Annotated in this window: 15 protein-coding genes and 1 pseudogene; 13 read left to right on the plus strand and 3 right to left on the minus strand. The window is 47.8% G+C overall.

All coding sequences use genetic code 11. The features are described 5' to 3' along the window. Window positions 1-260 precede the first annotated feature (260 nt). Window positions 261-2,990 carry a hypothetical protein gene (locus ACYCS5_RS26100; RefSeq protein WP_459760332.1) on the plus strand — a complete coding sequence of 910 codons (2,730 nt, stop codon included), beginning with the start codon at window positions 261-263 and terminating at the stop codon, window positions 2,988-2,990. Window positions 2,991-3,120: 130 nt separating this feature from the next. Here the strand turns inward: ACYCS5_RS26100 and ACYCS5_RS26105 are convergent, their stop codons facing one another. After that, the gene (locus ACYCS5_RS26105) at window positions 3,121-4,650 is read right to left on the minus strand and encodes a glycosyltransferase (protein WP_459760333.1); all 1,530 of its coding nucleotides are present in this window, start codon (window positions 4,648-4,650) and stop codon (window positions 3,121-3,123) included. A gap of 236 nt (window positions 4,651-4,886) precedes the next feature. Between ACYCS5_RS26105 and ACYCS5_RS26110 the strand changes: the two genes are divergently transcribed. The 10 genes from ACYCS5_RS26110 to ACYCS5_RS26155 all read left to right on the plus strand — a co-directional run bounded on the left by ACYCS5_RS26110 (window position 4,887) and on the right by ACYCS5_RS26155 (window position 16,883). Next, window positions 4,887-5,753, plus strand: coding sequence for a glycosyltransferase family 2 protein (locus ACYCS5_RS26110; RefSeq protein ID WP_029518455.1), 867 nt, complete (start codon window positions 4,887-4,889; stop codon window positions 5,751-5,753). Between the two features lie 34 nt (window positions 5,754-5,787). Continuing rightward, complete coding sequence (locus ACYCS5_RS26115; protein ID WP_342435087.1) at window positions 5,788-6,927, plus strand: DegT/DnrJ/EryC1/StrS family aminotransferase; 1,140 nt, start codon at window positions 5,788-5,790, stop codon at window positions 6,925-6,927. Next, the gene (locus ACYCS5_RS26120; protein WP_039275128.1) at window positions 6,924-7,565 is read left to right on the plus strand and encodes an acetyltransferase; all 642 of its coding nucleotides are present in this window, start codon (window positions 6,924-6,926) and stop codon (window positions 7,563-7,565) included. The genes ACYCS5_RS26115 and ACYCS5_RS26120 overlap by 4 nt, the downstream gene beginning before the upstream one ends. A gap of 288 nt (window positions 7,566-7,853) precedes the next feature. Beyond that, window positions 7,854-9,923 (plus strand): bifunctional aldolase/short-chain dehydrogenase, encoded by a 2,070-nt coding sequence (locus tag ACYCS5_RS26125; protein WP_459760334.1) that lies wholly within the window; start codon window positions 7,854-7,856, stop codon window positions 9,921-9,923. Window positions 9,924-10,165: 242 nt separating this feature from the next. Then, entirely contained in the window at window positions 10,166-11,386 is a 1,221-nt protein-coding gene (gene rhaI, locus ACYCS5_RS26130; RefSeq protein ID WP_340885249.1) for an L-rhamnose isomerase, read from the plus strand. After that, window positions 11,383-12,858: a rhamnulokinase gene (rhaB, locus tag ACYCS5_RS26135; protein WP_459760335.1), complete on the plus strand. Its 1,476-nt coding sequence runs from the start codon at window positions 11,383-11,385 to the stop codon at window positions 12,856-12,858. The genes rhaI and rhaB overlap by 4 nt, the downstream gene beginning before the upstream one ends. A gap of 20 nt (window positions 12,859-12,878) precedes the next feature. Further along, complete coding sequence (locus tag ACYCS5_RS26140; protein WP_029518449.1) at window positions 12,879-13,637, plus strand: DeoR/GlpR family DNA-binding transcription regulator; 759 nt, start codon at window positions 12,879-12,881, stop codon at window positions 13,635-13,637. A gap of 252 nt (window positions 13,638-13,889) precedes the next feature. Continuing rightward, the gene (locus tag ACYCS5_RS26145) at window positions 13,890-14,618 is read left to right on the plus strand and encodes a (Fe-S)-binding protein (RefSeq protein ID WP_029518448.1); all 729 of its coding nucleotides are present in this window, start codon (window positions 13,890-13,892) and stop codon (window positions 14,616-14,618) included. Next, complete coding sequence (locus tag ACYCS5_RS26150) at window positions 14,615-16,135, plus strand: LutB/LldF family L-lactate oxidation iron-sulfur protein (protein ID WP_029518447.1); 1,521 nt, start codon at window positions 14,615-14,617, stop codon at window positions 16,133-16,135. Before ACYCS5_RS26145 ends, ACYCS5_RS26150 begins: the two co-directional genes overlap by 4 nt. Next, entirely contained in the window at window positions 16,128-16,883 is a 756-nt protein-coding gene (locus ACYCS5_RS26155) for a LutC/YkgG family protein (RefSeq protein WP_029518446.1), read from the plus strand. Before ACYCS5_RS26150 ends, ACYCS5_RS26155 begins: the two co-directional genes overlap by 8 nt. Before the next feature lie 34 nt (window positions 16,884-16,917). Here the strand turns inward: ACYCS5_RS26155 and ACYCS5_RS26160 are convergent. Next, window positions 16,918-17,262 (minus strand): annotated as a pseudogene (locus tag ACYCS5_RS26160) (acyltransferase family protein); the annotation flags it as partial. 223 nt (window positions 17,263-17,485) lie between these two features. After that, window positions 17,486-17,911, minus strand: a complete 426-nt coding sequence (locus ACYCS5_RS26165; RefSeq protein ID WP_023988435.1) for a CHRD domain-containing protein — start codon at window positions 17,909-17,911, stop codon at window positions 17,486-17,488. Between the two features lie 168 nt (window positions 17,912-18,079). Here ACYCS5_RS26165 and ACYCS5_RS26170 point away from each other — a divergent pair, with 168 nt between their 5' ends. Together ACYCS5_RS26170 and ACYCS5_RS26175 are read left to right on the plus strand one after the other, a co-directional pair. Further along, a complete protein-coding gene (locus ACYCS5_RS26170) occupies window positions 18,080-18,502 on the plus strand; it encodes a hypothetical protein (RefSeq protein ID WP_029518442.1) in 423 nt (140 codons plus the stop codon). Between the two features lie 227 nt (window positions 18,503-18,729). After that, window positions 18,730-19,890: a rhamnogalacturonan acetylesterase gene (locus ACYCS5_RS26175; RefSeq protein WP_029518441.1), complete on the plus strand. Its 1,161-nt coding sequence runs from the start codon at window positions 18,730-18,732 to the stop codon at window positions 19,888-19,890. The last annotated feature ends 115 nt before the right edge of the window (window positions 19,891-20,005 follow it).

Genomic DNA, 20,005 nt, shown 5'->3' on the forward strand with positions numbered 1-20,005 from the left:
GATCGAGGGTTTTATTTTAAACGGCAGTAGAACAGTATATGTACAACAACTAGTTGTAGTGGGACCAAATGCGGTTATAACTAGGAATTTCTTTGCAAATTTAGACGCATTTGAATTCGTGTTTACCACAAGCGGACCAGCAGTGAATGAAACTCAAATTTCTGTTTGGGGTAAAGATGCATTGGGGCAATTAGTACCTGCGCATCGGTTAGTATCTGATGAACTTTTAGGAACCGATCAAGGCGTCCAAGGACCTCAGGGTGTTCAGGGAGCCCAAGGCGACCAAGGACCTCAGGGTGTTCAGGGAGCCCAAGGCGACCAAGGACCTCAGGGAGTTCAAGGCGTCCAAGGCGACCAAGGACCTCAGGGTGTTCAAGGAGCCCAAGGCGACCAAGGACCTCAAGGAGTTCAAGGAGCCCAAGGCGATCAAGGACCTCAAGGAGTTCAAGGAGCCCAAGGTGATCAAGGACCTCAAGGCGTCCAAGGCGACCAAGGAGTTCAAGGCGTGCAAGGCGACCAAGGACCTCAAGGAGTTCAAGGAGCCCAAGGCGATCAAGGACCTCAAGGAGTTCAAGGAGCCCAAGGTGATCAAGGACCTCAAGGCGTCCAAGGCGACCAAGGACCTCAAGGAGTTCAAGGCGTGCAAGGCGACCAAGGACCTCAAGGAGTTCAAGGAGCCCAAGGCGACCAAGGACCTCAGGGTGTTCAGGGAGCCCAAGGCGACCAAGGACCTCAGGGAGTTCAAGGCGTTCAAGGCGACCAAGGACCACAGGGAGTTCAAGGCGTCCAAGGCGATCAAGGACCTCAGGGTGTTCAGGGAGCCCAAGGCGACCAAGGACCTCAGGGTGTTCAAGGCGTGCAAGGCGACCAAGGACCTCAAGGACCACAAGGTGACCAAGGACCTCAAGGAGTTCAAGGACCACAAGGAGACCAAGGACCTCAAGGAGTTCAAGGCGTGCAAGGCGACCAAGGACCTCAGGGTGTTCAGGGCGTTCAAGGTGACCAAGGACCTCAGGGTGTTCAGGGAGCCCAAGGCGACCAAGGACCTCAAGGAGTTCAAGGCGTGCAAGGCGACCAAGGACCTCAGGGTGTTCAGGGCGTTCAAGGTGACCAAGGACCTCAAGGAGTTCAAGGCGTGCAAGGCGACCAAGGACCTCAAGGAGTTCAAGGACCACAAGGTGACCAAGGAGCTCAAGGAGTCCAAGGCGATCAAGGACCTCAAGGAGTTCAAGGCGTGCAAGGCGACCAAGGACCTCAAGGAGTCCAAGGCGATCAAGGACCTCAAGGAGTTCAAGGTGTTCAAGGCGACCAAGGACCACAGGGTGTTCAAGGAGTTCAAGGCGACCAAGGACCTCAGGGCGTACAAGGTGACCAAGGACCTCAGGGTGTTCAGGGCGTACAAGGTGACCAAGGACCTCAGGGAGTTCAAGGCGTACAAGGCGACCAAGGACCTCAAGGAGTTCAAGGCGTGCAAGGTGACCAAGGACCTCAAGGAGTTCAAGGCGTCCAAGGTGACCAAGGACCTCAGGGTGTTCAGGGCGTCCAAGGCGACCAAGGACCTCAGGGAGTTCAAGGAGCCCAAGGCGACCAAGGACCTCAGGGTGTTCAGGGAGCCCAAGGCGACCAAGGACCTCAAGGAGTTCAAGGTGATCAAGGACCTCAGGGAGTTCAAGGTGATCAAGGACCTCAGGGAGTTCAAGGTGATCAAGGACCTCAAGGAGTCCAAGGTGACCAAGGACCTCAGGGCGCTCAAGGCGACCAAGGACCTCAGGGAGTTCAAGGAGACCAAGGACCTCAGGGAGTTCAAGGTGACCAAGGACCTCAGGGAGTTCAAGGTGACCAAGGACCTCAGGGTGTTCAGGGCGTCCAAGGCGACCAAGGACCTCAGGGAGTTCAAGGAGCCCAAGGCGACCAAGGACCTCAGGGTGTTCAGGGAGCCCAAGGCGACCAAGGACCTCAAGGAGTTCAAGGTGATCAAGGACCTCAGGGAGTTCAAGGTGATCAAGGACCTCAGGGAGTTCAAGGTGATCAAGGACCTCAAGGAGTCCAAGGTGACCAAGGACCTCAGGGCGCTCAAGGCGACCAAGGACCTCAGGGAGTTCAAGGAGACCAAGGACCTCAGGGAGTTCAAGGTGACCAAGGACCTCAGGGAGTTCAAGGTGATCAAGGACCTCAGGGAGTTCAAGGTGATCAAGGACCTCAGGGAGTTCAAGGTGATCAAGGACCTCAAGGAGTCCAAGGTGACCAAGGACCTCAGGGCGCTCAAGGCGACCAAGGACCTCAGGGAGTTCAAGGAGACCAAGGACCTCAGGGAGTTCAAGGTGACCAAGGACCTCAGGGAGTTCAAGGTGACCAAGGACCACAGGGAGTTCAAGGTGATCAAGGACCTCAAGGAGTCCAAGGTGACCAAGGACCTCAAGGAGTTCAAGGTGACCAAGGACCTCAGGGTGTTCAGGGCGTACAAGGAGACCAAGGCCCTCAAGGAGTCCAAGGCGATCAGGGACCTCAAGGCGTACAAGGAGACCAAGGACCTCAAGGAGTCCAAGGCGATCAAGGACCTCAGGGTGTTCAAGGCCCTCAAGGAGTTCAAGGCGATCAAGGCCCTCAAGGAGTCCAAGGCGATCAAGGCCCTCAAGGAGTCCAAGGCGATCAAGGACCTCAGGGTGTTCAAGGCGATCAAGGACCTCAGGGCGTACAAGGCGACCAAGGACCTCAAGGCGTCCAAGGCGACCAAGGACCTCAAGGAGTTCAAGGCGTGCAAGGTGACCAAGGCCCTCAGGGTGTTCAAGGACCGCAAGGCGACCAAGGCCCTCAGGGAGTTCAAGGCGTCCAAGGCGACCAAGGACCTCAAGGAGTTCAAGGCGTGCAAGGCGACCAAGGCCCTCAGGGTGTTCAAGGACCGCAAGGTGACCAAGGACCAGCTTAAGGTCAAGGTATATTTAGAGGACTCAAAAGTTATTTATAACTTTTGGGTCCTTTTTTTGTCTTAAGTTAATGTTTGCAGTCCTGCTGTAACAAAAAAAAACTTTGTCGAAGTCTCATGGAAATGATTCAGAGAGACTTCGACAAAGGTATTGGAAAATAATTGTTGGCTAATATTCTAATCAGCCTTGTTGTAATTTACGGCAACACAACCACTTTCTCTTTGCAGGACGCAATAAATTTTCCATATTGAATACAAGTTTCTAATGAATCATTTGGCTCCATAGGCCACCATCGTATGGCTCCCCTGGGAGCTTTGGAGGCATAGGTTTCGATTTCTGATGGAATTCGACCTACAACCACAATTTCGATCTCCCTAAAGTTGTTTTCAATGCCCTTTTGGAGCGTTTTAATTAATTGGGTGTGCTCTATTTCAGGACAGGAATGGGGGATAGGGAACAATATCGAGAATTTAGAAGTATCTTCTTGAATAACGTGAGCAGATTTCCGGGCAGGATCATCCGTAGAAGTCTCCCATATACGACGATAAGGCAATTGCTGTGGTAAATCGAGTTCTTTCAGTCTCATTTGTATCCTTTGAAAATAGCATCTATTTAGTTCCCCTACAAGAACCTGAATCTGCTTATTTCTTAGGAATGTAGTGTTATTCCCATGTTCGTTACGATATTGGATATATATCAAATCGGGGATGTTTGCAAATTTAGTGCAAAGAAACGTCCGGACCAGCATATCGTAATCATCTGCAACCAGTAGTTCATTGCGATGTCCCCCGATCAGATGATAACAGTCCCTTGTCCACGCACGGGGATGATTGGGTAAACCGACCAAATGTCGAATGGTTTTGCCATTAATGGTCGTATGTTTTTGTACATTTTGCCATCTGTTCATTTCATGCAGCCAGACTCGATAATGAACACTGTAGCCAAAGCCACAATCCCAGCCATACCAATGTGCATGATTGCTCCCTGCATACACTTCAGCACAATCCCCATAAACAAAGCCACAGTCAGGGTTTTGTTGAAATGCTTTGACGATTTTCTCCAGGCAGTCAGGAGTTAGCTCATCATCATGATCGACTTCTACTAAAATTTCCCCTGTACATAGACCTGCTGCAAACCTTTTGATAGCCCCTATATAACCATTGCGGGAATCCTGGCGATATCTCCGCACACGGTGATCCTCTAAAGGGAGTAAATACTCCTTGTACGTTTCATCTTCATCACCGGAATCATCCACGATTACCCATTCCCAGTTCTTGTAGGTCTGCTTCAATAAAGATTGATAAGGTCGTTGAATTTTTTCCTTTGATCTGTAGCTGGCAGTAAAGACGGATATTAAAGGTGTGTTTGAAGAAAAATGTGTAGGAGGAATCGTTCTATTCTCCGGAAGAGGATCTGTTGCCTTAAGCCAGCAGAAAAATAAATGCATAGGTTGAATTTCGTCAGGTGATTGGAAGTGTAACCAGCGTTTTTTTTCGTGACCAGGCAATGCTTTTAGTGCTGAAAATTCTCCCCACTCTTCTCCGATCGAGACGTAAACCCGAGGTTTTTGGAGGCTATTGTCTATAAGTGGCTGATCAGCCTCATACAAGTTTATTGTAATGTGATTTTCTTCCAATCTATCTATCAATTCTTTTACATGATCCTTTAAAACCTTCTTCGATACAAATAAATGAGTTGTCAGTAGCGGAGTGAAATTCAATGACATGATCATTCCCCTTTACCAGTTTCGAACATCAACGAGAGGGAGGTGCCGTTCAGACGTAAGCTATTGTTTTTATTGAAACAACCATTTTCCTGGCATCATTTTATTTCCCAGTAGTATATATGTATGTGTATGTGTTCGGGGATGTGAGAAAAATACCAGCCCATATGAACATAGCGAATAAACCGTTTGAAACCTCCGTCGTAAACACCGAAGCATTAAAGAAAGGTGGAGTAAGTGTGGAATGCCCATTAGTAAGTGTAGTTATACCTGCATATAACCGGCCGCATACACTAAAAATCGCCATCGACAGTGTATTGGAACAAACTTACCCGAACATCGAAATTATTATCTGTGATGACAGTACAACGAATGAAGTACAAGAAATGATTGATTCTTATTTAGATTCTTTTCCCCAAGTTAAATATTATAAAAATGATAAAAATCTTTTTCTTGGAAATTGGCATAAATGTTTTGATTTGGCATCAGGTGAATATATCAATTACTTGATGGATGACGATATGTTTCATAAAGAAAAAATAGCAAGGATGCTCTATTTTTTTGAAAATTTTGAAAACATCACACTGGTTACCTCGTATCGGCAAACCATGAATGAATTAGGGGCTATTCTCCCACCGCTCTATGCAACGGAAAAGTTATACGAAGAAACAAGGATAATGGACGGAAGAATGTTGGCAAACGTTGCATTAACTCGTTGTTTAAATGTGATTGGTGAACCTACAACAGTGTTTTTCAAAAAAACAGATCTTATCGAACGGTTTGGAGTTTATAAAGGGAAACAGTATTCTCTTCTTAATGATTTAGCTTCCTGGTTGAACTTACTATCCAAAGGAAAAGCAGTTTATATTCCTGAAGCGCTAAGCTATTTTCGAATACATCCCAATCAAAATAATCAAACGCTTGGTCAAAATGCGTTCACGGAATGGTTAGATATTATGATTGCCTCGAGAGATGATGGATTTCTTGATACCAACGATTTGTTTAAAACTGCACTTCATTCTTATCATGAACGTATAAAAGGCCGTCCACAATTTGTTGCAGATATCAAGCGAATTGAAATGATATTAAAAACATTGGAATCCTAACTTGCTCATCCCATGTGCAAAGGAGGCTTGGCTTATGTTTGAAATTCCCTTCTTACGACCTAGTTTAGTAAAAAAGGAACGATTTATTGCTAATTTTGAGAAAATAGAAGAGACGCGAATTTACTCCAATTATGGCCCCTTAAATAACCTGTTTGAAGAGCGGGTCATTGCGCAAGTGTTTAATGGAATCGGTTCGGCTGTGACTGTTAGTAACGCTACCATCGGCTTGATTTTGGCTATCGCTCACAGCAAGCGACCACAGGGCAAATATGCAGTTATGCCAAGTTTTACTTTTGCTGCCACCCCACTTGCTGCTGAGTGGTGCGGGTTAGAACCCTATTTCCTTGACATTGAACCGGAGAATTGGCAAATGAATAGGGAGCAGTTAGAGCAGGCAGTCAAGCTGCTGGGAGATGAGATTGCGGTAATCGTTCCTTATGCCACTTTCGGTACAGCCATTGATTTGTCTGTATACAATAAGCTGCAGGAGCAAGGAATTCCGGTAGTCATTGATGCTGCTGCCAGTTTTGGGACTATATCTCCCGAGGAAGCCACCCATTTTGGTAAAGGCTTTGGAGGGGCCGTAGTATTCAGCTTTCATGCCACCAAATCTTTTGGTATCGGAGAGGGTGGATTGGTATACAGTTTGGACCAGCATCTCATTAAGCGAATTCGTCAGGCGGGGAATTTCGGTTTCTCCAGCAGCAGGGAGTCTGTCACCCAAGGTCTTAACAGTAAGATATCCGAGTATACCGCTGCTATCGCTTTAGCTACTCTCGATCACTTCAAAACTGTACGGGAGAATAGAAGGACGATCTACGAATATTATCTTCAAGAACTGCTCCAAGCAGACTTATTAGAACGAGGATGGTCTGTACAAAAAACACAAGGATCGGTTGTCCATCAATTTATCCCTATTCTTAGTCCGGATTCACACACGAATCAAGAGGTCGTTAAGTTATTAGCCTCTAATTCAATAGAAGCCAGAACCTATTTTTCTCCGGCGTGCCATCAGCAGAAGCAGTTCCAAAGTTATCCCCGGTCTACTCTTCATGTTACCGAGCATATTACCAAACATATTGTCAGCCTGCCCTTGTGGGAGGAACTGGATGAGATTATCGTTCGAAGAATTGTAAATGTTCTAAGAAGCTTGGGAAGAGAGACAGCCAGATGAGGAAACTCGTGATTTGGGGATCGGGCGGACATGCCAGGGAAATTAACTGGTTATGTGAAGAGTTAGGAGTTCGAGTGATAGGATTCTTAGACGAACGGCCTGAGACGAAAGGGCAGATCGTAAATGGGGTTCCTGTACTGGGGACGTTGACCGACATTAAAGCGTTAAAATATGAGGTGGAACTGATATGTGCGGGAGTGGGTGACCCAGCATTAAAGAAACGATTCGCTTATCATACAATTCAATCGGGATTTCGTATCGCAGCCCCGCTAATACATCCGCGTGTTCGTTTGTCTCGAAGAAACACCATTGGAGAGGGAAGTATGATCTTTGAAGGGGCTGTCCTGTCGGACAATATTAAGATCGGACAGCATGTGATTATCAATCGGAGTGTTAACGTGAGTCATGATGCGGTTATTGGCGATTATATAACCATAGCCCCTGGCGTGAATCTGGCAGGTAACGTAACCATAGATGAGGGGGCCTATATCGGCGTCGGTGTCTCGGTACGGGAGAGATGTCACATTGGTTGTTGGTCTATGATAGGTGGAGGTGCCTTTGTTAAAGATGATATACCCAGCTTTACCATGGCTGCAGGGGTACCAGCAGTCGTTAAAAAACGACTTGATATTCCCTGAGTAGTCTTTCTTTGGACGGAGCGTATTCGATTTGTAGTAATATGCTTGAATGAAGTGATTTACCTACCAAAAGGCCGTGCCGGAAAAGGTTCTCATAACCTGATCCCGGCGCGGCTTTTGATTAATGTACACAGATTACAGATGGATGAAAATTAAAATTTATTTTTGATTATTTTTGTATTACTTATTTTCAAATTAAAACAAAGGTGTTATAGTCTCCATAAACAAAGAATAACCACTGTAATAAAGCCTTTCAAAACTAAAACTAAACTTGGAGGTCTTTTTCCTATGGTACAAAGTCTGTGGATTTCTTCACAAGCGTCTGAGCAGAAAAGCATGCTGGAACAGCTCGTATACCGTTCTAACCTGATTGGTACAGAGAGGAGTGTGTGCAATTGGGGAGGCGGTAATACTTCGGCCAAAACGACGATACCAGATTTTCGCGGGCGTGAAGTAGAAGTGATGTACGTCAAGGGCAGCGGTTCCGATCTCGCAACAATGAAAACGCATAACTTCACAGGACTTCGTATGGAGGATATTCGTCCTTTATTTGAAAGAGAAGATATGTCTGACGAGGATATGGTCGCATATTTGGCGAACTGTATGATAGATGCCAAGCATCCACGGGCTTCAATTGAGACGCTATTACATGCTTTTCTGCCTTTTAGACATGTCGATCATACGCACCCGGACGCGATTATTAGCTTGTGCTGTGCGCACAACGGTAAGGAAATCGCTAAGGAAATTTTCGGTGACCGTTTTGTATGGGTGCCTTATATCCGTCCTGGATTTAAGCTGTCGAAAATGATTGCCCAAGGTGTACTCGATCATCCACAAGCTGAATTGGTATTGATGGAAAAGCATGGTCTGGTTACGTGGGGAGACACATCCGAAGCGGCTTATGCCAAAACGATCGAAATCATCCAAGAAGCAGAAAGCTATATTAAAGCCCGTCAAGAGGAAAATCAGGCGTTTGGAGGAACAAAATATAAAGCGCTTACTTTTTGGGAACGCCGAAGCATTGCATCTCAAGTTATGCCGTCGATTCGGGGAGCGGTCAGTGATGAGAAAAAGATGATTTTAACCTTTGATGACGCGGAAGATGTGTTGGAGTTTGTGAACGGCCGGGATTCTGCTGCTTTATCCCAGGTCGGGGCTGCGTGCCCGGATCATCTGGTCCATACCAAGATGAAGCCACTCTATGTAGATTGGACACCGGATGTGGAGGATGTAGAGGGCTTGAAAGTTAAGCTTGCCGAGGGTATAGCAGCTTATAAGGAGCAGTATCAAGCTTATTTCGAGCGCAATCGGCTTGAAGGGGATGTTATGTTTGAGGCTGCGCCACGTGTAATTTTGGTTCCGGGTGTTGGTATGATCAACACAGGTAAAAGCTGGAGCAATGCGCAGGTAAGCGGCGCCTTGTATCATCGGGCTATCGCTGTTATGCGAGGGGCAACGACGTTAGGAGAGTTTGTTTCACTCAGTGAGAACGAGTCATATAACGTGGAATATTGGCCGCTGGAGCTTTATAAGCTGTCACTCGCGCCAGCAGAAGTTGAATTTTCCCGTAAAATTGCGTTCATTACAGGTGGTGCAGGCGGAATTGGCAGTGCAACCGCACGTCGTTTGGTGGATGAAGGCGCACATGTCGTACTGGCAGACCTGAATCTGGAAGGCGCGCAAAAGGTAGCCGCAGAGATCAATAGTAGCTACGGAGAAAACTGTGCCATTGCCGTAAAAATGGATGTGACGCAGGAGGAGCAAATTCAGGCTGCCTATGCAGAAACGGCATTGACCTATGGCGGTGTAGATATCATCGTCAACAATGCAGGCCTTGCTACATCCAGTCCGTTCGATGAAACATCGTTAAAGGAATGGAATTTAAATGTGAATGTGCTGGGAACGGGTTATTTTCTGGTTGCACGAGAAGCGTTCAAGCTCATGAAGGAGCAGACACTTGGCGGCAGCATGGTGTTCGTCGGCTCCAAAAACTCGGTCTACGCAGGTAAAAATGTAACGGCCTACAGCTCGGTCAAGGCGCTGGAAGCGCACTTAGCCCGTTGTATTGCCGCAGAAGGTGGTGAATATGGTATCCGTGTGAACACCATTTTGCCGGATGCCATTCTGCAAGGCTCGGCAATCTGGAACTCCAACTGGCGTAATGAACGCGCCACTGCCTACGGCATTGAGCCCGACCAGCTGGAGGAGCATTATCGCAAACGGACGACGCTGCTGGTCAATATTTACCCGCAGGATATCGCTGAGGGCATTGCCTTTTTCGCCTCATCCAAGGCAGAGAAAACGACAGGTTGTATGCTGACCATCGACGGCGGCGTCCCCGCTGCCTTTACACGCTAGCCGAATTAAAATGAACCTGGGTAAGCGATAGACTCATTTCAACGGCTCAACACTTAGGATTATAACGAACTAATTTAATGTACTAATCTATTTCACTAATCCAAGCCACATGTTATACACACACTAACACTTTAAAAATAGAAGTGACTTTATGGGTGGTCAGCAGCGGAGCGATCGGAAGAACAATCCGCACGCGAAGCGATCTCCCATAACTCACTTCATTTTTCCAAGGAGGAACCATGATGAGTGACAAAGCGTACGCCTTATTCGAGGAACAACAGCAACAACGAGGCATTGACCTGGAGCGAGTAAAGGCAAAGCTGAAATCGCTTAGCATAGAAACACCATCCTGGGGATATGGCGACTCAGGTACACGATTTAAAGTCTTTCAGAAAACGGGCGTGCCGCGTGATCCGTTCGAAAAGTTAGAGGATGCGGCGCAGGTTCATGCCGTGACAGGCTTATGTCCATCCGTTGCCATTCACATTCCATGGGATAAAGTAGACAATTACGGCAAGCTTCGCAGTCATGCGGAAAGTCTCGGTCTGCGGATTGGGGCCGTGAATCCTAATCTGTTTCAAGACGAGGACTACATGCTCGGCAGTGTCACCAATGTAGACCCGGCCATCCGCCGCAAGGCCATCAACCATTTGCTAGAATGCGTAGATATTGCGAAGGAAACGGGCTCGAACGATTTTAGCTTATGGTTCGCAGACGGAACGAATTATCCCGGTCAGGGGGACATTCGCAAACGGAAAAATTGGATGCTGGAAGCGCTCAGTGAAATGTATAAGGCGCTCACATCTGACATGCGCATGCTGATTGAATACAAGGCGTTCGAGCCAGCCTTTTATCATACGGATATTGCCGATTGGGGCATGGCGTATAATTACGCAACCAAGCTGGGGCCGCAGGCACAGGTGCTGGTGGATACTGGGCATCATCTGCCGGGAGCCAACGTGGAGCATATTGTGGCGTTTCTAATTGATGAGAAGCGATTAGGTGGTTTTCATTTTAATAGCTACAAATATGCGGATGATGATCTGATCGTGGGCTCCGCGAATCCGTATGAACTGTTCTTGATTTTTTATCAAATTTTAAATGCGGCTCAGGATGTGGATAAAGATATTCGGCATACGGTGGACAAAATTGCTTATTTGATCGATCAGTCGCACAATATTGAGCAAAAAATTCCGGCGATGATTCGTTCGGTGCTGAATGTGCAGACTCAATATGCGAAAGCGCTCCTAATTAATCATGCAGAAGTGGAGGAAGCATCGAGCCGCCAGAATGTGCTGGGTGCGGAGGATGCTGTGCGACAAGCGTTTGAGTTTGATGTGGCACCATTGCTCAGAGCGATCCGTGAAGAGCAAGGGTTACCAGCAGACCCGATGAAAGCTTACTTAGCGTCTGAGTATGGCACGCAGATTTTGCAAAGAGGCAAGGGTGGTGCAAGCTGGTGAGTATCCTCGCTTATGATTTGGGGGCAAGCAGCGGAAGGGTTCTACTCGGAGAATTGACGGATTCACGTATAGTGGTGGAGGAAATCCATCGCTTTTCGAATGATCCGGTCAAGGTTGGGGAACATCTGCACTGGGATCTGTTGCGTCTGTATCACGAGGTTCAGCAAGGATTGATCAAAGCCAAGCATAGGGGAATGAATCCATCCAGCCTGGCGATTGACTCCTGGGCGGTCGATTTTGGACTGATCGGAGAAACCGGAGAACTGCTGGGCAACCCTTATCATTATCGGGATTGGCACACCCATGGGGTAATGGAAGAAGTACAGGAACGGCTGGGAAAAGAGTTTATTTTCCAGCGCACAGGCATTCAGTTTTTGACGTTTAATACCATTTATCAGCTGGCTGCTATGCGAAATGCGAGTTCACCGTTGCTGGAGCAGGCAAAGCATTTCTTGATGATTCCAGATCTGCTACGGTATTTTCTGACAGGTGAAATGTACAATGAGTTTTCCAATGCGATCAGCACGCAATTATATAATCCGATGCAGCAAAAATGGGATGATGAGCTTTTGTCTGGAATCAACATTCCCCATTCCTGGTTTGGTGAGGTGCTGGAGCCAGGAAATGTTGCAGGAACGATCCGCTCGTCGGTTATGAACGATCTGGGCATTGGAGCGATTCCTGTGATTGCAGTAGCAGAGCACGATACGGGATCTGCTGTGGCTGCCGTGCCTGCGCTGGAGCGCTCGTTTGCGTACTTGAGCTGTGGAACATGGTCCCTGATGGGAACGGAAACGGCACAGCCTGTAATCAATGACGATACGCTTCGTTTTAATTTTACGAACGAAGGTGGGGTCAGCCGAACTTACAGGCTGCTTAAAAACATCATGGGCTTGTGGATTTTACAGGAGGCGCGTAGGGAGTGGGAACGGCAGGGGTACTCCTATTCCTTCCCTGAACTGGTTCATATGGCAGAACAGGCTCCAGCATTCACTTCTTTGATTGATCCGGACGATGAATTATTTCTGCACGCCGGGGATATGAAAACACGAATTCGCCAATATTGCCGCAATACCCGACAGCCATTGCCCGAGACGCCGGGAGAAATCACGCGTTGTATTTTGGAGAGTCTGGCGTTAAAGTACCGTTACATTTTGGAGCTTACAGAACAGGTGTCAGGACAACGGTTTAATGGTTTACATATGGTCGGAGGAGGGATTCAAAATCGCTTGTTGTGCCAATGGACGGCCAATTCGATTCAAAAACCAGTGTGGGCGGGACCTGCAGAAGCGAGCGCAATCGGCAATCTTGCGGTACAATGGATGACACAGGGAAAGTTCGCCGATATATGGGAAGCCCGCCGGGTCATCGCGAATTCTATTTCCGTGGAGGAATATGAGCCTGCCGAGTCAGAAGCGTGGGAGGATGCCTATGGGCAATTCCGGCGGGTAGCGGGACTTTTTGTACATTAAAGATGTGGAGTGAGATTGCCATGCTGGTCGCAGAAAGATATGAGATGATTGTGCAGCTCGTGAATGAAAAAGGAAGCATACGAGTGTCCGAATTGAGTGAGTTGTGCAAAGTAACGGAGGAAACGATTCGCCGTGATCTGGACCGTCTGGAGCAGGCGGGACGACTGCGCCGTTCGCATGGGGGAGCGGTCAGTGTCAAAAACGAGCAGCCTGAAACGCCCTATGCGGTACGGGAAATTATGAACGCAGAGGAAAAGCGCAGAATTGCCGAAGAAGCAGTCAAGCAGATTCAGCCGAATGATCGTATTTTGCTGGATGCCAGCACAACCGCCTGGTATATGGCCTCAAGTTTACCGGATATTCCTTTGACAATATTAACGAATTCGATTCGGGTAGCTACAGAGCTGGCGGGTAAGGAAAAAATCGAGGTCATTTCGACGGGGGGGCAGTTGCTTCAACGCTCGCTGTCATTTGTAGGCCCGCTCGCAGAGCGTTCCCTGGAAACCTATTATGTGGATAAATTGTTTTTCTCCAGCCAGGGGGTTCATCTGGATCGCGGTATTAGTGAATCGAATGAACTGCAAGCTCGTTTGAAGCAGAAAATGGTCAGCATTGCAGACCGTGTGATTTTACTGGCCGATGCGAGCAAATTTGGGCAACAGGCGTTTACGCATGTCGTGAACCTGTCGCAGGTATCCGAGATTATTACGGATTCGAGGTTGTCGGATCCGATTCGCAGTCAACTTGCGGAGCAGGCTATTCCAGTTACGGTTGTGTGAATTTAAAAATGTCGAGGTGGAGAGTGTCGCTCCGCGTTTCATTTGCTCTTACGCTCGCTGTTGCAGTGGGATTCTTTGATGATGTAAAACACGTTTAGGTGAGAATCCCACTGCAAGCTTATGCTTACGTAGAGAGCTCTCCTTTGGAAAGCTTTTAGGCAAACGCTGACGCTTCTCCAGATTCAAATGAACCGATCCGCTGGTATCCTCTATAAAGTAATAGCTATTCCATAGACGTAAGGGGTGTTCCGTATGAAGGTATCTTTATTTATTACTTGCCTGAGTGATGCGATTTATCCCAAGGTGGGGGAAGCGATGGCATGCTTGCTTTCCAGATATGGTGTTCAGCTGGATTTTCCGAAGGTACAGACATGCTGCGGACAGCCGTCCTATAACAGCGGCTATTGGGATGAAACGAGGGTTGCTGCCAAAACAATTCTGAAAGCGTTTAACGACAGCGATTTTGTCGTATCTCCTTCCGGTTCCTGTACATATATGATTCATCATTACCCGGAGTTGTTTAAGGATGAGCCCGAATGGCTCGATTCAGCACGGAGGCTGGAACAAAAGACGTATGAGTTTACGCAATTTATGGTACAGGTGCTTGGCGTGACCGATGTGGGCGCGTCTTTTCCGCATACAGTAACCTATCATCCGTCTTGCCATGGCACACGTTTGCTCGGCGTGAAGGAGGAACCGATGAAGATGCTTGGCAGTGTAAAGGGGCTGCAATTAGTACCACTTCCCTTTGCTGAGGACTGCTGTGGCTTTGGCGGGACTTTCGCGGTGAAAATGCCAGATATTTCGGGAGCGATGGTGACTGAAAAAGTGGACCATATCAGGGAGACCGAAGCCGAGGTACTGGTCGGACTAGATATGGCCTGCTTGATGAACATTGCCGGAAATCTTCGGTATCGGGAGGAGCCAGTTCGGGTGATGCATCTGGCTGAGCTGCTGTACGAAGGGGTGAAGCACGCATGACCGTCGTACACACACATTCCATGAACCAAAAGGTCAAAAAACGTGCAGAGCTGGCCCTAAATGATGATTTTCTGCGGAATGCAGTTCGTTTCACTACAGAGCGTTTGCGTAACGGAAAGCAGGTGGCTTCAGAGCAACACGGAAATTGGGAAGAATGGCGTGAACGGGGCCGTCAAATTCGTCTGCATACCATTGCCCATCTGGACTATTACTTAAATCTATTTGTAGAAAATGCCCGTGCCAACGGGGTGCATATCCATTTTGCCGATACAGCAGCCGATGCCGTACGTATTACCCTGGATATTGCTGCACATAGCCAAGCCCGTTCCGTCGTCAAATCCAAGTCGATGGTGTCGGAGGAGTTACATTTGAATCAGGCGCTGGAGGGTGCGGATATCGAGACGATTGAAAGTGACCTCGGTGAATATATTATTCAACTGGCAGGAGAGCCCCCGTCTCATATCGTCATTCCGGCGATTCACAAAAACCGCTTTCAGATTGCCGAACTGTTATCCCAAGAAGCAGGTGAGAAACTGTCCGCGGATACGACGATTTTGGCGGGCTTTGTCCGCAAAAAGCTGCGTGAGAAGTTTCTAGAAGCGGATATTGGCATGACGGGCTGTAATTTCGCCATCGCCGAGACAGGCTCCATGGTCCTGTTTGAAAATGAAGGGAACGCACGGATGGTATCCACTCTGCCCAAAACCCAAATTACGCTGATGGGCATGGAGCGGATTATTCCATCCTGGACGGATTTGGAGGTGATGGCTACATTATTGCCACGATCCGCTACGGGGCAGAAGCTGACCATGTATATGTCTGGTATTTCAGGCCCTCGGCGCAGCCAAGATGCCGATGGGCCTGACGAAATGCACATCATCATCGTAGATAACGGACGTTCACTACAGCTGGGCAATCCCGAGTTTCAAGAGTTGCTGAATTGCATTCGCTGTGGTGCTTGCCTGAATGCCTGTCCGGTGTACCGACACATTGGCGGGCACGCGTATGGCGGGACATATAGTGGCCCTATCGGTGCGGTGCTTACGCCTGCCCTTCATAGCAACATCGAAGAGTGGAACGATATTGCGAGTGCGTCCAGTCTGTGTGGTGCGTGCTATGAAGCCTGTCCGGTCAAAATACCGCTGCATGATATGCTGGTATATTTGCGCAGACGCAAGGTGGAGGCGGGACAAGGAGATAAGCTGGAAACGGCAGGGATGAAAGGTTTTGCGACCGTAGTTTCCAACTCGAAGCGATTCGCAGTGGCGATTCGGCTAGGGCAGATCGCCCAGAAAGCGATCGTCCGTAAAGGTGAAATTACCTTGAAGCTGGGCCCGTTAAAAGGCTGGAATACGTACCGTGTGGCTCCCTCTCTGGCGAAAAAATCCTTCCGTCAGCAATGGAACACGCTGGAGCATAAGCTGGAGCAGGAACGCAACGTGATGCAGCCGGATGTTCTCAGCCGAATGGAGAAGATTTTGGCAGATAGAAGTAAAGGAGGGACGCAGCATGAGTGAGCATAGTAATCCTTCTGCGCAAGCAAAAGCGGCCCATGAAGCGTGGCTTCATCAAATGGAAGAAGAATCCCGTGCCAAGCAGGTACGCTTTATGGACGGCATCGCGACGCGGCTCAAGCGTCCACGACAGACGGAGCCGCCAGTTCAGCCGTTTCGCGGGGCACCTGCATTTTGGTACGAATTCGATTGGAGCGCGGAGCGGCGCATCGAGGAGTTCACTGCTAACTTTACAAGTGTTGGCGGGCATGTCGTGCGTCTGCCGAATTTGGAGCAGACCGCAGACTGGATCGCGTGCAAAGCGCGAGAGCTGGGAGCGGCCTATATCGTCCGGCAGAATGAGCCGGACCTGGATGCGCTCCAGCTGGAATCGGCACTGCCGCAAGTCCGTTTATCGGTGTGGAACACCGATCCAGTCGAGGATTGGAAGGCCCGCGCCGCTGAGGCGGATATCGGCATCGTCATCGCCGACGAAGCGGCTGCTTACACCGGCTCGGTAGCGGTGCTATCCTCGCCGGAGAAAGGCCGTGCGGTCAGCCTTTTGCCAACCGCACTGATCATTCTTCTGCCAGTAGAGCGCTTACGAACACGACTGGGCGAGATTCTAAGCCGCTTTGACGAAGTCGGGCGTGAGCAACTGCCTGCAGGCATTCATTTTATTACTGGACCAAGCCGCTCGTCGGATATTGAAAATGATTTGACGATCGGTGTACACGGGCCAGGTATCGTCTATACGTTGTTAGTGGGCTAGCGTGTAGCCCCCCTAACGAGCATGATAGAGGGGATGGTCCGGAACTGCCAGCCATAAGAGACAGGATGAAATAAAATAGGGAGAACATGACGTAAGGTAAGAGAATATACAGCAATCTCTGCTTATAAAAGCGACTTAAGAGCTGTCGTCCCATTGGACGATCCTTGTACTTGTAGAACAGTACCATGCTGCTAAGCGCGATAAATACGGGGGTTCCATACTTCATCAACACATTGAGCGCATTGTATACAACATATAGGCTGGAATTTGTAAGCTGAACCGTTGCATAAGAAGTGGCATGTACCATCAAGACGGCTAAAATCGCCATGGCTCTGACCAACTGCAATTCGGGAATTTTTTCTTTGGTCGTAGGCTTCATAAGCTTCATTTCCTTTCAGGAGTGAACTGTATCTTGTTGAACTCTTTCTATTAAAAGATAAAGTTCTTAACAACCCTAAAGGGAACGGCTTAAGAAACGCTTATGAACTTCTTAACTTTTGTTAAGAATTGAGGATTTTGCAAAAATCCTGAATTAAGAAAAGAACTTCCATAGCCTCAAAATGAGTGGTATGGAAGTTCTTTTTTATACTCATGATTATTCGTTATTTGCAACGTTTGATAGGTGCGCGTCTAATTTGTCCACGAATAGCACCATTCGGATGACGGATCGTGTGGACATTGACGTAGGCATTACCCTCTCTAATTTGGCACACCAAATCATAAATGGTTCTGCCTCTGAGTGGACCGGTAAGATCACATGCACGGAGCACGCCGCTAACGACGCCTCTTCTAACGGTTATTCCAAACTTCGAAGGACCAAACAGTGTAGCAACAACAGGGCCATTTTCACCTCTTCGTCCCAGATGAATATGCGCTTCGGTTACCCGTGAGATATTGCGTACAGTCAGTTCAAAGCTTAATTGTTGGCTCGTTGGACGGTAACGAAATTCGGCTGTTCCTGTCGCATTTGTTCTGACAGGAGGCACTTCATTAGCCCCCCTTAAGGTGGCTCTAAACTTATTAGACATGACATCCCTCCTTTCTCAGTGTTGGTTTAGTGTATTCACAGGGCTAGAGAAGGGGCTGCACATTAGCCTATTCATCAGAAGTTGTGTGTTTTACAAGTTATTCAGTCCAAGCACAAAACAAACTTTTTCATAGTCTATGAGTATCTGATAGAGAGAGGAGGAGAAACCATGGGAACATTTATTGATGGGAGAACATCCCAAAATGCTTCGACAGCCAACTCTATTGCCATTCCGATCACTCTTATAAATACGCCTCAATTGTTCGGGCAGATCGGGTTAAACACACTGGGAGCTACAGGTACGCCACGGGTTTTGCTTAAAGGAACTATATCGCTTCAACTTCCGCTTGCTTTAGTCGGAATAACGATCACTATTGTAAGAGGTACCCTGGTTACTGACCCTGTTGTTTATTCGGCCACGTCAACTTTTAGTTTGAGTTTGTTGGCTCCACAGGTTATTGCATTCTCAGCCGATGACTTTAACCCGCCGATTACGGAACAATTGGTGTACACTGCTTTTGTTTCAGCTAACCTGCTGGGTACAATACGTGTAGGTCCAGAGAGCTTTGACGGAATTTTGGTTGCGGATTAATGTAGTAATTTTGATATGACGAAATATCGCTTCATGAGGCTTCGCAGATGTAACTGCGAAGCTTTTTTGTGTACAAGACAAGTTTCAAGCTTAACGATTAAACTACTTTTCTTTTGCATAAGAATTACACAGGCATAACCCTGCAACAATGGGTAGAATTTTATGTATGCGCTTACAGTAAATATCCATTGCTTTGTACAATTAAAAATCTGGAGGAGGAATGAAGAATGGTGTGGAAAAAAGGATTGACTCATATGCTTTTAGCAGCTTTTTTATGTGGTGCAACAGGTGTGGGCATAGCTCTCCCGGCCCAGGCATCCGCTGGCGAGTACAAGTTTGATTTTGGCGGAGGTACGGTCGAAACGGGTTATACCGGAGTGAGCGCTTCGCTGTCTTATGACTTAGCACGTGGCTATGGCTTTCGTACCCCTGAGAATATGCGTAATGTCAGTGCTTCGGGGACTGGAGTGGCAAGTGATGCGGTACGTTTCCTGGTTACAGGTACGAAAAGCGAGAATACTTTTGATGTTGATCTTCCTCCTGGTTTGTATGAGGTGTCGGTTACTTTAGGAGATACCTCTCGTTCGAGTATTGCAGCTGAAGGGGTGTATCAGGTCATAAATATGACAGGGAATGGGGCCAAGGATCGCTTTCAAATTCCAGTAACAGACGGACAACTAAATCTGCTGGTTACTGAAGGCAAAGAGGGGGCGGTCTTCACACTCAGTGCAATGGAAATCAGGCAATTATCTAGCAATCCGGTTACGAATCGAACAATTTATATCGGTGGGGATTCTACGGTATGTAACTATTATCCGCTGGATAGCAGCGTGCAGGCGGGATGGGGTCAACTGCTGCCAGAGTTTGTGAACACGAATACTTTTCAAATTCGCAATATGGCGTCAGGAGGCCAAATTGCTAGAGGCTTCCATCAGGACGGTCAGTTGGAGGCCATCGTCCAATATATTAAGCCGGGGGATTATTTTATTCTCCAATTGGGCATTAATGACACCAATCCAAAGCATAACGAAAGCGAAGCAGAGTTTAAGGACTGGATGCGGGATATGATCCGGCAGGCGAAGGCTAAGGGGGCGACGGTAATCCTGTCAACTCCGCAAGGACGAGCCACTGACTTTAATGCTAACAATGTACACAACGCAGAAAATAGATGGTATAGAAGTGCTATTTTGGCGCTGGCTCAAGAGGAACAAACGCCTTTAGTCGACCTGAATGTTCTTAGCTCAGCTTATTTTACTTCTATTGGTAAAGTCGCTACACTGGCTTTGTACATGAACGGTGATACACTCCATCCAAACTATGAAGGTGCAAGGGAACTGGCACGATTGGTAGCACAGGATTTAAAAAGGCAGGGTCTGAGCGGATTCTAAATTTTAACGATGGGTTTTCCCCTGTTTCTTACATTTGTAGGAGCAGGGGTTTTTAGCATCTGTTCAGGGTGCTATAATTATTGAAAAAGCAATAGTAATACGGAGGAATTAGAAC

It is taken from the genome of Paenibacillus sp. SEL3 (assembly GCF_054602585.1).

Excerpts from the sequence above, each read along its gene's own strand:
- ACYCS5_RS26105 (WP_459760333.1), bottom strand. The coding sequence starts at position 4,650 with ATGTCATTGAATTTCACTCCGCTACTGACAACTCATTTATTTGTATCG.
- ACYCS5_RS26115 (WP_342435087.1), top strand. The coding sequence starts at position 5,788 with ATGTTTGAAATTCCCTTCTTACGACCTAGTTTAGTAAAAAAGGAACGA.
- ACYCS5_RS26120 (WP_039275128.1), top strand. The coding sequence starts at position 6,924 with ATGAGGAAACTCGTGATTTGGGGATCGGGCGGACATGCCAGGGAAATT.
- ACYCS5_RS26125 (WP_459760334.1), top strand. The coding sequence starts at position 7,854 with ATGGTACAAAGTCTGTGGATTTCTTCACAAGCGTCTGAGCAGAAAAGC.
- rhaI (WP_340885249.1), top strand. The coding sequence starts at position 10,166 with ATGAGTGACAAAGCGTACGCCTTATTCGAGGAACAACAGCAACAACGA.
- ACYCS5_RS26140 (WP_029518449.1), top strand. The coding sequence starts at position 12,879 with ATGCTGGTCGCAGAAAGATATGAGATGATTGTGCAGCTCGTGAATGAA.
- ACYCS5_RS26145 (WP_029518448.1), top strand. The coding sequence starts at position 13,890 with ATGAAGGTATCTTTATTTATTACTTGCCTGAGTGATGCGATTTATCCC.
- ACYCS5_RS26150 (WP_029518447.1), top strand. The coding sequence starts at position 14,615 with ATGACCGTCGTACACACACATTCCATGAACCAAAAGGTCAAAAAACGT.
- ACYCS5_RS26155 (WP_029518446.1), top strand. The coding sequence starts at position 16,128 with ATGAGTGAGCATAGTAATCCTTCTGCGCAAGCAAAAGCGGCCCATGAA.
- ACYCS5_RS26165 (WP_023988435.1), bottom strand. The coding sequence starts at position 17,911 with ATGTCTAATAAGTTTAGAGCCACCTTAAGGGGGGCTAATGAAGTGCCT.
- ACYCS5_RS26170 (WP_029518442.1), top strand. The coding sequence starts at position 18,080 with ATGGGAACATTTATTGATGGGAGAACATCCCAAAATGCTTCGACAGCC.
- ACYCS5_RS26175 (WP_029518441.1), top strand. The coding sequence starts at position 18,730 with ATGGTGTGGAAAAAAGGATTGACTCATATGCTTTTAGCAGCTTTTTTA.